The sequence below is a fragment of the Sulfitobacter sp. SBS6 genome, from assembly GCF_048285585.1.
Classification (GTDB): Bacteria; Pseudomonadota; Alphaproteobacteria; order Rhodobacterales; family Rhodobacteraceae; genus Sulfitobacter; species Sulfitobacter pontiacus.
Map to the genome: position 1 here is coordinate 505,240 of NZ_JBLWBA010000006.1, position 13,794 is coordinate 519,033.

Here is a 13,794-nt window from a genome sequence, read left to right on the forward strand (position 1 = left end):
CTGGGGGCGCTGCTTAAAGCTCCCAGTCGTCTTGCTGCGGCAACGGCCCGATGGCCATCCAAGACGCCCTGACGCGCGCGATACGCGTATCGCCCCAGGTGCGGAACACCAGTTCAAAACCTTCCTTCGTCACATTCTCCGATCGCAGATCCGCGCGCATGACCGTGGCGTTATCCACGTCCCACAGCGCAAGCGAGGCGTGTACCGTGGGGATATCGCGGTACGGCGTGGAAAAGGTGATATGGTTGCGCCGCTCGCGCTGGCCCTTCCCCGTCCACATCTCGCCACCATCCTGAAAATCGGAGAACAACACCGTCTCTCCGCTATCGATACCAACGCTGCTTGCGTTCATTCTTTTCATCGTGATGGCCTGCCCCAACTCGTCCTACCCCTACAATCCGACAACCATAAGTTAAGGTTAACAAATAGAAAAGGCCCCGCGGATGCAGGGCCTTTTCATCAAAACGGGCAAGGAAACGTCAGAGGCTGGGTTGCTTGCTCGACAAGCCGATTTCGTCCCCCATGGCAACCATGTCGGACAGCAGCTTGGCTGCGTCGTCTACGGGGCCAGGTTCATTCACGAAACCCTCTTTTGCCGTTGTGTACATGGCTTTGGCTTCGGCGATCATTTCGTCCAGATGCTCTTGGGTCATATCACCCTTGGACACCGCGCGTTCGGCCAGAACCGATACGCCTTCGGAAGAAATCTCGGCAAAGCCGCCGGTTACCACATACTCAGCAGTGCCTTCCGGGCCTTCAACACGCAGCACACCGGGGCGCAGCGTGGTGATGGTGGGGGCATGATCAGGCATTGCTGTCATGTCCCCGTCCGCACCCGGAATCTGAACGGCCGTCACCTGCATCGAGGCCAGCCGCCGCTCGGGCGAAACGAGGTCGAATTGCATTGTGTCTGCCATTTTCAGCGCTCCTTAAGCGGCGTCTGCCGCCATTTTTTCAGCTTTCGCTTTCACTTCTTCGATGCCGCCAACCATGTAGAAGGCACCTTCGGGCAGGTGATCGTATTCACCTGCAACAACCGCCTTGAAGGAGGTGATTGTCTCTTCCAGTGGAACCTGCTTACCGTCGGAGCCGGTGAACACTTTCGCAACGTCGAAAGGCTGGCTCAGGAAGCGTTCGATCTTACGCGCACGGGCAACGGTCAGTTTGTCGTCTTCCGACAGTTCGTCCATGCCGAGAATCGCGATGATGTCCTGCAGCGACTTGTAGCGTTGCAGGATACCCTGAACGTCACGTGCCACGTTGTAGTGCTCTTCGCCAACGATGGATGGGTCCATCAGACGCGATGTGGAGCCGAGCGGATCAACAGCAGGGTAGATACCCTTTTCCGAGATCGAACGGTCCAGAACGGTTGTCGCGTCAAGGTGCGCAAAGGATGTCGCGGGCGCAGGGTCGGTAAGGTCATCCGCAGGAACGTAAACGGCCTGAACCGATGTAATCGAACCGGATTTGGTCGATGTAATACGTTCTTGCATCGCACCCATGTCGGTCGCCAGTGTTGGCTGGTAGCCCACGGCCGAAGGAATACGACCCAGCAGAGCCGAAACCTCGGAACCGGCTTGGGTAAAGCGGAAGATGTTGTCGACGAAGAACAGAACGTCGGTACCGGATTGGTCGCGGAACTGTTCGGCCAGTGTCAGACCGGTCAGAGCAACACGCATACGCGCTCCGGGAGGCTCGTTCATCTGGCCGTACACCAGCGCAACCTGCGATTTTTCCAGATCATCAGGGTTGATAACGTTGGATTCGATCATCTCGTGGTACAGGTCGTTCCCTTCACGGGTACGTTCACCAACGCCCGCGAAAACCGAATAACCGGAGTGCACTTTGGCGATGTTGTTGATCAGTTCCATGATCAGAACGGTTTTACCAACACCGGCACCACCGAACAGACCGATTTTACCACCCTTGGCGTAAGGCGCCAGAAGGTCGATAACCTTGATGCCCGTTTCCAGCACTTCGGATGTGGTCGACTGTTCCGCGAATTCGGGCGCGTCCGCATGGATCGAGCGACGCTCGCCCGATTGGATGTCGCCTTTTTCGTCGATGGCTTCGCCAACAACGTTCATGATGCGGCCCAATGTGGCGTTACCCACTGGGATCGAGATGGGCGCGCCTGTGTCTTCGACGCGCTGGCCGCGCACCAGACCTTCGGTCGCGTCCATCGCGATGGTACGCACGGTGTTTTCGCCAAGGTGCTGAGCCACTTCGAGGATCAGTTTCTTGCCGTGGTTTTCAGTTACAACAGCGTTGAGGATCTCTGGCAGGTGATCCTCGAACTGCACATCGACGACGGCGCCGATGACTTGTGTGATTTTGCCGACTGCATTTGCCATGTCGTTTCTCCGATTTGTCCTACAGCGCTTCCGCGCCGGAAATGATTTCGATCAGCTCGTTGGTGATGACGGCCTGACGCGAACGGTTATACTCGATGGTCAGATCTTCGATCATGTCACCGGCGTTCCGTGTCGCGTTGTCCATTGCCGACATCCGGGCACCCTGTTCAGAGGCCGCGTTTTCCAGCAGAGCCGAGAAGATCGCCGTTGCAACGCCGCGCGGCAGCAGGTCGGCCAGAATGGCCTCTTCGCTGGGCTCGTAGTCGAACAGTGTCGTCGCCTCGTCCGCGCCTTCGGTCTCTTCGAAGGTCGCCGGGATGATCTGCTGTGCCGTCGGGATCTGGCTGACGACGTTCACGAACTTCGAATAGAAGATCGTGGCGATGTCATATTCACCCGCGTCAAAACGGCCAAGTACGTCCTTGGCGATCCCCTGCGCATCGGCATAGCCAAGGCGCTTGACGTCGCTGAGGTCAACGTGACCGACCAAAAGGTCGCCAAAGTCACGACGGATGCTGTCGCGGCCTTTCTTGCCAACGGTCAAAATCTTGACCTCCTTACCCTTGGCGATAAGGCCACGGGCATGGGCTTTGGCAAGCTTGGCGATGTTGGCGTTAAAGCCACCGCACAGGCCACGTTCAGCGGTCATGACAACCAACAGGTGAACCTGATCCGACCCCGTGCCGCTCAGCAGCTTGGGGGCGGTGTCAGACCCACCTACCGATGCAGCCAACCGCGACATCACAGCGTTAAAACGCTCTGTGTAGGGGCGGGACTGCTCGGCAGCTTCCTGCGCGCGGCGAAGCTTCGCCGCGGCAACCATTTGCATGGCTTTCGTGATCTTGCGGGTCGATTTGACCGACGCGATCCGGTTTTTTAGGTCCTTGAGGTTTGGCATGTGCCCTCCCTCCCTTAAGCGAAGTCAGCGGCGAAAGAATCGATGGCAGCTTTGATCTTGTCTTCCAGCTCACCCTTCACCTTGCGGTCGTTGTTGGTGATGTCAGCCATCAGGTCGGCGTGCTTGCTGCGCAAGTGCGCCAGCAGGCCCGCTTCAAAGCGGCCGACTTCTTTGACGTCGATCTTGTCGAGGTAGCCGTTTGTACCCGCATAGATCACGCAGACGATTTCCGCGTTGGTCAGAGGGGAGTACTGAGGCTGCTTCATCAGCTCGGTCAGGCGCGCACCACGGTTCAGCAGCTGCTGAGTGGAGGCATCAAGGTCGGAACCGAACTGAGCAAAGGCCGCCATTTCGCGGTACTGAGCCAAGGACAGTTTAACCGGACCAGCAACAGAAGACATCGCTTTGGTCTGAGCCGAGGACCCAACGCGCGAAACCGACAGACCGGTGTTCACAGCAGGACGGATACCTTGGTAGAACAATTCCGTTTCCAGGAAGATCTGACCGTCGGTGATCGAGATCACGTTGGTTGGAATAAACGCGGAAACGTCACCACCTTGGGTTTCGATGATCGGCAGAGCTGTCAAAGAGCCGTTGCCTGCGTCATCACCCAATTTCGCCGAACGCTCGAGCAGACGGGAGTGGAGATAGAAAACGTCACCTGGGTAAGCTTCACGCCCGGGCGGACGACGCAGCAGTAGGGACATCTGGCGGTAGGACACGGCTTGCTTGGAAAGGTCATCATAGATGATCAGCGCGTGACGGCCGTTGTCGCGGAAGAATTCCGCCATAGCTGTTGCGGAGTATGGTGCGAGGTACTGCATTGGTGCAGGCTCGGACGCGGTGGCGGCAACAACGATGGAATAGTCAATCGCGCCTGTTTCTTCGAGCTTTTTAACCAGCTGGGCAACAGTCGAACGTTTTTGGCCGATCGCAACGTACACGCAGTACATTTTCTTGCTCTCGTCGTCGCCTGCGGCGTCGTTGATCTGCTGTTGGTTCAGGATCGCGTCCAGAGCAACGGCGGTTTTACCGGTCTGACGGTCACCAATGATCAGCTCGCGCTGGCCACGGCCAACGGGGATCATCGCGTCAACGGATTTCAGGCCAGTCGCCATTGGCTCGTGCACCGATTTCCGTGGGATAATGCCGGGGGCTTTAACGTCCGCGAGGCCACGCTCGGTGGATTCGATGGGGCCTTTGCCGTCGATGGGGTTACCCAGGCCGTCAACAACACGACCCAGCAGACCGTTGCCGATTGGCACGTCCACGATGGAGTTGGTGCGCTTGACGGTATCGCCTTCTTTGATGTCGCGGTCGGAACCGAAGATAACAACACCGACGTTGTCTGTCTCGAGGTTCAGGGCCATGCCCATGATGCCGCCGGGGAATTCGACCATCTCGCCAGCCTGGACGTTGTCCAGACCATACACGCGAGCGATACCATCACCAACGGACAGAACGCGGCCAACTTCGGCAACTTCTGCTTCTTGACCAAAGTTCTTGATCTGGTCCTTCAGGATCGCAGAAATCTCTGCAGCTTGGATACCCATTTATCCGACCTCTTTCATTACATTCTGGAGGGAATTGAGCTTTGCGCGGATCGACGTGTCGATCATCTTAGAGCCCACTTTTACGATAAGACCGCCAATGAGGGAGTCATCAACGGTCGCATTCAACGTTACTTTTTTGCCTGTGGTCGCGGCGAGCGACTTGGACAGCTTTTCGGACTGCGCTTTGGTCAGCGCCTTGGCCGAAATCACATCAGCAGTCACTTCGCCTTTTTCAACGGCGATGATGTCACGCAAGTTCTGGACCAGCTGCGGCAGGACGAACAGACGGCGCTTGTTGGCCATCAGTTCCAGCGTGCTGGCGAGCGTCTGGGACAGGTCCATCTTTTTGGCGATGGCACTGATCGACGCGGCTTGCTGTTCGCGCGTGTAGATCGGCGAATTGATCAGATCGCGGAAATCTTCGCTTTCGGCCAATGCGGCTTGCAGCGCATCAAGATCTTTCTCGATCTGGGGAAGGGCTTTGGCCTCTTGGGCCAGCTCGTACACGGCGGTCGCATAGCGTTGTGCGATACCTGTAGAGATTGATGCTGTTTCGGACACGTCCATCCTCTCATACGTCAGGGCCGGATAAGCGAATACATCGCGTCACCGGGGTGTTGGCGCGACTTGAAATTACCCAAGACGTCTAAATCAGGGCGGATGTAGCAGACGGACCCGCATCCCGCAACACAGTATAGTGAGGTTGCCACAGGAAAGCGCCCCTTATTCTTAGCGCAATGCACCCCTGCGACGCTTTGACCTGATCAACCTGCCTAAAAATCAATAGACATCCGGCAATTTCGGGTGTGGCAGCGATTCTTGCCGCCGTGGCGCGGGGGTCACATAGGCTGTGGCAGGACCGCCTGAACTGCCGAAGGTGTCACCGCGCCGACCCCTTCCAGAACGCGGATCGACCGGCGCGCTGGCGTGCGTGCAACCTTGCCCTTGGGCGGGTACACCAGCTTGGTCACCTCGACCATAAACGCCCCGCCCGCCATGATCGTCGGCATGTGCCGCCCGACCTTTTCAAACAGCGGCCCCGCGCGCCGGAACGTCCGTCTGGTCGAGGGCATCAGATACAGCGCACCCAACTGGCGCTCTGGCAGGAACTGGTGTTTGCGCAGTTGCGTTTCGAGCTGCCCCAGCGAATAGGGCCGCCCGTATCCGAAGGGCGTGATATCGCTACGCGCCCAGAACCCTGCACGGTTGGGCACGATGAACAGCGCCCTGCCCCCCGGCCCCAACACGCGCCAGCATTCCTCTAGCAGGTCGCCCTGCCGGTCAGACGTTTCAAGCCCGTGCATCAGAACCAGCCGGTCGACATGTCCGGTTTCGATCGGCCAGAGCGTTTCTTCGGTCAGCACAGAGGTATTGGGCATGCCCGCGGGCCAAGGCATGACCCCCTGTGGCCCCGGCATCAGCGTCATCACCCGCCGCGCATCCGCCAGATAGGGGCGCAGCAAGGGGGCCGCGAAACCAAAGCCCACAACGGTCTGCCCCTTGGCCTCGGGCCAAAGCTCAAGCATGCGGGTACGCAAGGAATGCTGCGCCGCGCGGCCAAGGGCACTGCGATAGTAAAAGTTGCGCAGGTCTTGGACATCAAGGTGCATGGCAAAGGGCCTTGTTGGGTGGATCGCCCCGACCCTAGACCAAAGCCACGCGCCGCAAAAGAGCGGACTGCGCGAAACCCGTTTGCAGCACCGCCCTGCCCGCGCTAGCGTGGTGATCCGCACCCCGAAACCCCGACCGGAGCCGCTGCCATGTCCTTTGATCTTGTGACCATCCCCTGCCTGTCCGACAACTACGCATTCCTGCTGCGCGACCAGACCAGCGGCAAGGTCGCCTTGATCGACGTGCCCGAGGCCGCGCCGATCGCTGCCAAGCTGGACGAGTTGGGCTGGACCCTCACGGAGATCTGGCTGACCCATCACCACCCCGACCACATTCAGGGCGTGCCCGCGCTGATTGCCGACCACCCTGCCCGCGTGATCGGTGCCAAGGCTGATGCCGAACGCCTGCCCCCGCTGGACGCGGCCTATGACGACGGGCAATCCTTCACCTTCGGCGCGCATACGGTCGATGTGATTGATGTGTCGGGCCATACGGTCGGACATATCGCCTTTCACGTCCCCGCGGCCAAATGCGTCTTTACCGCCGATAGCCTGATGGCGCTTGGTTGTGGTCGTTTGTTCGAAGGCACGCCCGCGCAGATGTGGGACAGCTTGCAAAAGCTGATGCGCCTGCCCGCCGATACCACCGTATGTTCGGGTCACGAATACACGCAGTCGAACGCAAAATTCGCCCTGACGGTTGATCCGGAAAACGCGGCACTTATATCTCGTTCAAGAGAGATCGATCAGGCCCGTGCTGATGGCGAGCCGACAGTTCCCTCGACGCTTTCAACGGAACTTGAAACCAACCCCTTTCTGCGCCCGTCCGATCCGGGCATCCGTGCGCAACTGGGGATGGTCAACGCCACCGACACCGATGTGTTTGCCGAAATTCGCGCGCGCAAAGACCGTTTCTGACCGCCGCAATCATGGTCTAAAATCGACGTTCACGATAAATGTGACAGCGATATTGCAGAAAAACCTTGAAGCTGCGCCGTGATCAACCAAACTCTAATACTATGAGGCCATGCTCGGTTGCGGCGCGTCCTGTTTCTGACGCCCCCTCCGACACAGATCGAAAAGGAGCACGCCTGTGCCTTCATTCTCGTCTACCCTAGAACAAGCCATTCACGCGGCGCTGGCCCTTGCCAATGCGCGCAAACATGAATTCGCTACGCTTGAACATCTTCTTTTGGCCCTGATCGACGAACCCGACGCCGTGCAGGTGATGAAAGCTTGTTCCGTCGATATGACCGAACTGCGCGAAACGCTGGTCGAATTTGTCGATGAAGACCTGAACAATCTGGTCACCGATGTTGACGGCTCCGAAGCGGTGCCAACGGCAGCGTTCCAGCGGGTGATCCAGCGCGCGGCGATCCATGTGCAATCCTCTGGCCGGACCGAAGTGACCGGCGCGAACGTGCTGGTCGCGATCTTTGCAGAACGCGAAAGCAACGCCGCCTACTTCCTGCAAGAACAGGATATGACGCGCTATGATGCGGTCAATTACATCGCGCATGGCGTCGCCAAAGATCCGGCTTTCGGTGAACCACGCCCCGTTTCCGGTGCGCCGGATCACGAGGAAGAAGCCCAAGGTGTCACCGATGGCGACAAGAAAGAATCCGCGCTGGCGAAATACACCGTTGATCTGAACGCGAAATCCCGCGAAGGCGACGTTGATCCGCTGATCGGCCGGTCGGACGAGGTGGAACGCTGCATTCAGGTGCTGTGCCGCCGCCGCAAGAACAACCCGCTGCTGGTGGGCGACCCCGGCGTCGGGAAAACCGCCATCGCCGAAGGGCTGGCGCGCAAGATCGTTGCCGGTGAAACGCCCGAGGTCTTGGCCGAAACCACGATCTATTCGCTCGACATGGGCGCGTTGCTGGCCGGCACCCGCTACCGCGGTGATTTCGAAGAACGCCTGAAAGCCGTCGTGACCGAGCTGGAAGAACATGACAACGCCGTCTTGTTCATCGACGAGATCCACACCGTTATCGGTGCCGGTGCCACATCCGGCGGCGCGATGGATGCCTCCAACCTGCTGAAACCCGCGCTTGCGGGCGGCAAGCTGCGCACCATGGGGTCGACCACCTACAAGGAATTCCGCCAGCATTTCGAAAAAGACCGTGCCCTTGCGCGTCGTTTCCAAAAGATCGATGTGAACGAGCCTTCGGTCGAGGATGCGGTGAAAATCCTGCGGGGCATCAAACCCTATTTCGAGGATCACCACTCGGTCAAATATACCTCTGACGCGATCCGGACCTCGGTTGAACTGGCGCACCGCTATATCAACGACCGCAAACTGCCTGACTCCGCCATCGATGTGATCGACGAAGCGGGCGCGGCGCAGCATCTGCTGGCGGCCTCGAAACGGCGCAAGACCATCGGCACCAAAGAAGTCGAAGCCGTGGTCGCCAAGATCGCGCGCATCCCGCCCAAGAACGTGTCCAAGGATGATGTGATTGTGCTCAAGGATCTTGAGGCATCGCTGAAACGCGTTGTCTTCGGTCAGGACAAGGCGATCGAAGCCCTGTCTTCCGCGATCAAACTGGCCCGTGCCGGCCTGCGCGAGCCCGAAAAACCCATCGGCAACTACCTGTTCGCAGGACCGACAGGTGTGGGCAAGACCGAGGTGGCGAAACAGCTGGCCGACACGCTTGGTGTGGAACTGCTGCGTTTCGACATGTCTGAATACATGGAGAAACACGCCGTTTCCCGCCTGATCGGTGCCCCTCCCGGCTATGTCGGGTTTGATCAGGGCGGCATGTTGACCGATGGCGTTGACCAGCACCCGCACTGCGTACTGCTGCTCGACGAGATGGAGAAAGCCCACCCGGACGTCTACAATATCCTGTTGCAGGTGATGGATCATGGCAAACTGACGGACCATAATGGCCGGACAGTGGATTTCCGCAATGTCGTGCTGATCATGACGTCGAACGCAGGCGCGTCCGAGCAGGCGAAAGAAGCCATCGGCTTTGGCCGTGACCGTCGCACCGGCGAGGATACCGCCGCGATCGAACGGACCTTCACGCCCGAATTCCGCAACCGTCTGGACGCGGTGATCAGCTTTGCGCCGCTTCCGAAAGACGTGATCTTGCGGGTGGTCGAGAAGTTCGTGCTGCAGCTTGAAGCTCAGCTGATGGACCGCAACGTGACGATTGAACTGTCCACCAAAGCCGCCGAATGGCTGGGCGACAAAGGCTATGATGCACGAATGGGTGCGCGCCCCCTTGGACGCGTCATCCAAGAGCACATCAAAAAGCCCCTCGCCGAAGAGCTGCTGTTCGGCAAGCTGGCGAAAGGTGGTGTGGTCAAGGTCAACGTCAAGAAGGGCGAGCTGGACCTGACGATCCTCGGGTCGGAAAACCCCAAGCTGACAGGCAACAAGCCACCGTTGCTGACAGCTGAATGACACCACGCAGCGCCGTATTTGCGCTTGCCCTGCCCTTTGCCAGCCCCGTGCTGGCAGAGGGTTTTCTTATCTCCCCTCCCCTTGACTGCGACCTTGGCACAGACTGCTTCATCCAGCAGTATGTCGATAGCGACCCGTCGTCTGATGCGATGGATTTCACCTGTGCGGCGTTAAGCTATGACGGGCACAAAGGCACGGATTTCGCACTGTCCAGCCGGGCCCGTATCGCCGACAACATCCCCGTCCTTGCCAGCGCCGCAGGCCGTGTCACCGGTATGCGCGACGGTATGGCTGACAGCGGTTATACCAGCGAAAACGCCGCCGGTATTGATGGTAAGGAATGTGGCAACGGCGTCGTGCTTGACCACGGGAACGGTTGGGAAACCCAGTACTGCCACCTCAAACAAGGCTCCGTCAGCGTTACCACGGGGCAAGAGGTCGCTTCGGGCGACACCATCGGCTTTGTCGGGCAGTCGGGAAAGGCCGCCTTCCCCCATGTGCATCTGTCGGTGCGCAAAGACGGAGCGGTCGTTGATCCCTTCGATCCCGATGGGACCACCACCTGCGACGCGCCCGGTGACAGCAACCTTTGGGCTGAACGGCCCGACTACCGCGCCGGTGGGCTGATCAGCATTGGTTTTGCCGATGCGGTCCCCGCCTATGACGCCATCAAACAAGGCGAGGCAGCGACGGCGTCCTTGCCCGTGGATGCGGATGCGCTGGTGATCTGGGGCTACATGTTTGGCACGCGGGCGGATGACATCGTGAACCTGTCCATCACCGGCCCTGACGGCATGGTGATCGCGGATGATGTGACGCTGACCAAAACCCAGGCCCAAGCCTTTCGCGCCATCGGCAAACGTGGCCGCGTGGACTGGCCGGCGGGCACCTATACCGGCACGGTGACGATGATCCGCGGCCTGCAGATCATCAGCCAACGCAGCACGGAAATCGAGGTTAAGTAGCGCTACCTCTCGGTCAGCTTCAGCTCGATACGGCGGTTTTGCGCGCGGGCGGCTTCGGTGTTGCCACGGGCCACGGGCTGATATTGGCCAAAGCCGTTCGCGGCCAGCCGTTCCGGTGCAATCCCGAGGAAGTTGATCATATATTTGACCACTGACAGGGCGCGCGCCTGACTAAGCTCCCAGTTATCCGCAAATTCGCCCAACCCCGACAGCGGCTGGTTGTCGGTATGCCCGTCTACGCGAATGACCCAGTCGATTTCAGGCGGGATATCGGCCGCGATGTTGCGTAGGATACCGGCGACCTTGGCGATCTCTCCGCGACCATCGGCGGACAGCGTGGCGGCCCCCGGGGGGAACAACACCTCGGAAGAGAAGACGAAACGGTCCCCCTCGATGCGCACACCCTCCTGATTGCCCAGAAGCGCGCGCAGACGGCCAAAGAACTCGGACCGGTATTGTTCGAGGTTCTTCGTCTCGGCCTCAAGCCGCGCACGTTCAGCCGCTTCAAGCTCGGCGCGGCGGCGTTCTTCGGCGGCGACCCGTGCGAGGGCGGTGTTCAGATCTGACCCCAACGATTGCAACTGCACCTCTTTCGCGGCATCGCGTGCGACGGCATCATCCAGCAGGGATTGCAGCTCCCCCAACTGGCCGCGCAGGGCGGCAACCTGCTGGTTCAACAACTCTGTCTGGCGTTGTGCCGCGGCAGTCGCCGCTTCTTCCTGCGCCAGCTCGGACCGGGCAGCATCCAGCAAAGCGGCCTGCTTCTCTGCATCCGACAGCTCTGCCTCGGCGCGGTTCTCAGCGGCAAGCTTTGCAGCAAGCGCATCCGCCAGTTTGGCGCGCAGCTCTGCCCGATCGGCCTGTGTTGCCTCGAGATTTTCGGTTTCCGCCAGCGCAGCGGCAAGTTCTGCATCCAGCGTTTCCTTGGCAGCGCGGGCGGCAGCGAGCAGGGTCAGCGTATCCTCGGCCTCTTTGCGCTGCCTCTCTAGCGCCAGCGTCATTGCGGTCAGCTCTGCATCGGCATTTTCCAGCTTTTCACGCAAGCGTTCGGCGGCAGCGGCTTCGGCCAGACGGGCGGCTTCGGCCTCTGACAGCGCCGCGGCATTCTGCGCGGCGGCGGTTTCCAAAGCGGCCTGCGCATCCTGATTTTGCGCCCGCAGATCATCCACCAGCGCCGTCAGCGCATCACGGCGGGCGGCGGCAAGGCGGGCGGCTTCGGCCTGGGCATCCGTTTCTGACCGCGCCTGCGCCAAGGCAAGGTTCAACGCCTCTTGCGCGCTCAGCAGTTCTTCTTGTCGTGTTTCAAGCGCCTCTCCACGGGCGACCGCCGCATCCCGCTGGGACAACAGACTTGCCACCTGAGCTTCGAAGCCGGTGATCTTGGCCTCTGCCGCGTCAAGCTGTGCGGCCTGCGCATCGCGTGTCGCGGTCAAGGAGGCGATCATCGCCGCCTGCTCTGCCGCCTGATCGCGTGCCGCGGTGAGGGATGTGTTCAGCGTCCCCAGTTCTGCCTCAAGCTCGGCCGTGGTTTGCCGTTCCATCCCAAGCGCTTGAGCCAGCGCCGCGACTTCGCCCGACAGCGAATTCAGCTCGTTCTCTTGCCCGTTGATCCGCTGGGTCTGTACGGCTTGCAGCACCATAAAGATGGTCAACACGAACATCAGCACCAGCAAAAGACCCGTCATCGCATCCACGAATCCCGGCCAGATCGAGCCCTGAAACCGTGCCCCAGTGCGTCGGGAAAGCGCCATGATCAGCTGCCCTCGGTGTCGGTGCGGTCAGGGGTGCGCAAGCGGCGCGGCTCAGCGCCACGCGGAGCCGACAGCGCCTTGGCCAGCAAGGATATATCCTTGCGCAACTCGGCCATCGTCTCCTGCCGTCCGGCTGAAATCTCTTCGAGAATACGCAGCATCTGCACGTCGATCGACCGCAGGCGCATCCGGCTTTCCGCATCCGCGCGTTCGTGTTCACCCTGCCCTTCAAGCACGGCCACCATGCGCTCCTGCCCTTTGGCGATCCGGTCAAGGCTTTCAGCCGGCGTATCGGTCTGTGCGGCCCGCGCCGACAGTTCCTCCATCGTGGCGGCCAGCGCACCGATCTTGCTGTTCAGCGCGGTCTGGCTTTCCGCCGATTGTCCGATCAACTGACGCAGGCTGTCCATCTGTTCGGCCATGTGATCCAGCACACCAGCCACCGCGTTCTGATCCGACGCCCCGTCCTCGCCCGAGGAAAAACCAACGCGGGTGATCGAGCTGAGCCAATCTTCAAGCTCTTGATAAAAGCGGTTCTGCCCGTGACCGGCAAAGAGTTCAAGCAAGCCAACCACCAGCGATCCCGCCAGCCCCAAAAGGGACGACCCGAACGCCACCCCCATACCGCCAAGCTGCGATTCCAGCCCTGTCATCAGGCGCGCGAACATATCGGTGCTGCCGTCCCCTTCTTGCGGGGCGAGGCTGCGGATGGTTTCAACCACCGCCGGTACGGTCGTCGCCAAGCCGTAGAACGTGCCCAGAAGCCCGAGGAAGATCAGCATGTTGACGATATAACGCGTGATCTCGCGCGCTTCGTCGATGCGGGTGGCGACGGAATCCAGGATAGATCGGGTAGAGGTCGCGTTCACCTGCATCCGCGCGCCGCGTGTGCGCAGCAGCGATGCCAGCGGTGCCAGCAGCTGCGGGGCGACGGCATCGGCATTGGGCGCGTCAGAGGCAAAATTCTCGATCCAGCGGACAGAGCCGATCAGCTGCACCACCTGATAAAAGCAGGCGATCACACCGATGAAGAAAACGACAATAATGACCCCGTTCAAATAGGGGTTCGCCGCAAAAATAGGCAAAACGCTTGGCAGCGCTAGAAAAGCCCCGATGCAAGTCAGCCCGAGGGCGATCAGCATCAGCGTGATCTGCCGCACCGGCTGGGAAAACTGTGGTTTGGATTCGCGATCTGACTGCGCCATGCCTCGTGGCTCCTGACACTTTTGTGCTTCTGTTGCCGCAGCC

The 13,794-nt window shown here is 60.0% G+C and carries 12 protein-coding genes; 3 read left to right on the plus strand and 9 right to left on the minus strand.

Going from position 1 to position 13,794, the window contains the following annotated elements; genetic code table 11:
- Nucleotides 1-13 precede the first annotated feature (13 nt).
- From ACNQ62_RS11360 to ACNQ62_RS11390, 7 genes are all read right to left on the minus strand, one after another.
- Entirely contained in the window at nucleotides 14-352 is a 339-nt protein-coding gene (locus ACNQ62_RS11360; protein WP_081858800.1) for an H-type lectin domain-containing protein, read from the minus strand.
- 127 nt (nucleotides 353-479) lie between these two features.
- Entirely contained in the window at nucleotides 480-917 is a 438-nt protein-coding gene (locus ACNQ62_RS11365; protein ID WP_005849569.1) for a F0F1 ATP synthase subunit epsilon, read from the minus strand.
- Between the two features lie 12 nt (nucleotides 918-929).
- Nucleotides 930-2,354, minus strand: coding sequence for a F0F1 ATP synthase subunit beta (gene atpD / locus ACNQ62_RS11370; protein ID WP_064217141.1), 1,425 nt, complete (start codon nucleotides 2,352-2,354; stop codon nucleotides 930-932).
- A gap of 19 nt (nucleotides 2,355-2,373) precedes the next feature.
- Nucleotides 2,374-3,252 (minus strand): F0F1 ATP synthase subunit gamma, encoded by an 879-nt coding sequence (locus ACNQ62_RS11375; RefSeq protein WP_009825207.1) that lies wholly within the window; start codon nucleotides 3,250-3,252, stop codon nucleotides 2,374-2,376.
- Between the two features lie 14 nt (nucleotides 3,253-3,266).
- Complete coding sequence (gene atpA, locus ACNQ62_RS11380; RefSeq protein WP_005849573.1) at nucleotides 3,267-4,805, minus strand: F0F1 ATP synthase subunit alpha; 1,539 nt, start codon at nucleotides 4,803-4,805, stop codon at nucleotides 3,267-3,269.
- Nucleotides 4,806-5,366 (minus strand): F0F1 ATP synthase subunit delta, encoded by a 561-nt coding sequence (locus ACNQ62_RS11385; protein ID WP_174226613.1) that lies wholly within the window; start codon nucleotides 5,364-5,366, stop codon nucleotides 4,806-4,808.
- Nucleotides 5,367-5,644: 278 nt separating this feature from the next.
- On the minus strand, nucleotides 5,645-6,415 hold the full coding sequence (locus tag ACNQ62_RS11390) for a methyltransferase domain-containing protein (protein WP_005849577.1): 771 nt from the start codon (nucleotides 6,413-6,415) through the stop codon (nucleotides 5,645-5,647).
- A gap of 150 nt (nucleotides 6,416-6,565) precedes the next feature.
- On the opposite strand from ACNQ62_RS11390, the gene gloB reads away from it, so the two are divergent.
- The 3 genes from gloB (at nucleotide 6,566) to ACNQ62_RS11405 (ending at nucleotide 10,795) form a co-directional block, all read left to right on the plus strand.
- The gene (gene gloB / locus ACNQ62_RS11395) at nucleotides 6,566-7,333 is read left to right on the plus strand and encodes a hydroxyacylglutathione hydrolase (RefSeq protein WP_418094908.1); all 768 of its coding nucleotides are present in this window, start codon (nucleotides 6,566-6,568) and stop codon (nucleotides 7,331-7,333) included.
- Between the two features lie 175 nt (nucleotides 7,334-7,508).
- Nucleotides 7,509-9,830 carry an ATP-dependent Clp protease ATP-binding subunit ClpA gene (gene clpA / locus ACNQ62_RS11400; RefSeq protein WP_005849580.1) on the plus strand — a complete coding sequence of 774 codons (2,322 nt, stop codon included), beginning with the start codon at nucleotides 7,509-7,511 and terminating at the stop codon, nucleotides 9,828-9,830.
- Complete coding sequence (locus tag ACNQ62_RS11405) at nucleotides 9,827-10,795, plus strand: M23 family metallopeptidase (RefSeq protein ID WP_418094909.1); 969 nt, start codon at nucleotides 9,827-9,829, stop codon at nucleotides 10,793-10,795. The genes clpA and ACNQ62_RS11405 overlap by 4 nt, the downstream gene beginning before the upstream one ends.
- A 2-nt stretch (nucleotides 10,796-10,797) precedes the next feature.
- Here the strand turns inward: ACNQ62_RS11405 and ACNQ62_RS11410 are convergent, their stop codons facing one another.
- The gene (locus ACNQ62_RS11410) at nucleotides 10,798-12,546 is read right to left on the minus strand and encodes a peptidoglycan -binding protein (protein ID WP_418094910.1); all 1,749 of its coding nucleotides are present in this window, start codon (nucleotides 12,544-12,546) and stop codon (nucleotides 10,798-10,800) included.
- Between the two features lie 2 nt (nucleotides 12,547-12,548).
- Nucleotides 12,549-13,751: a hypothetical protein gene (locus ACNQ62_RS11415; protein ID WP_005849585.1), complete on the minus strand. Its 1,203-nt coding sequence runs from the start codon at nucleotides 13,749-13,751 to the stop codon at nucleotides 12,549-12,551.
- Between the last annotated feature and the right edge of the window lie 43 nt (nucleotides 13,752-13,794).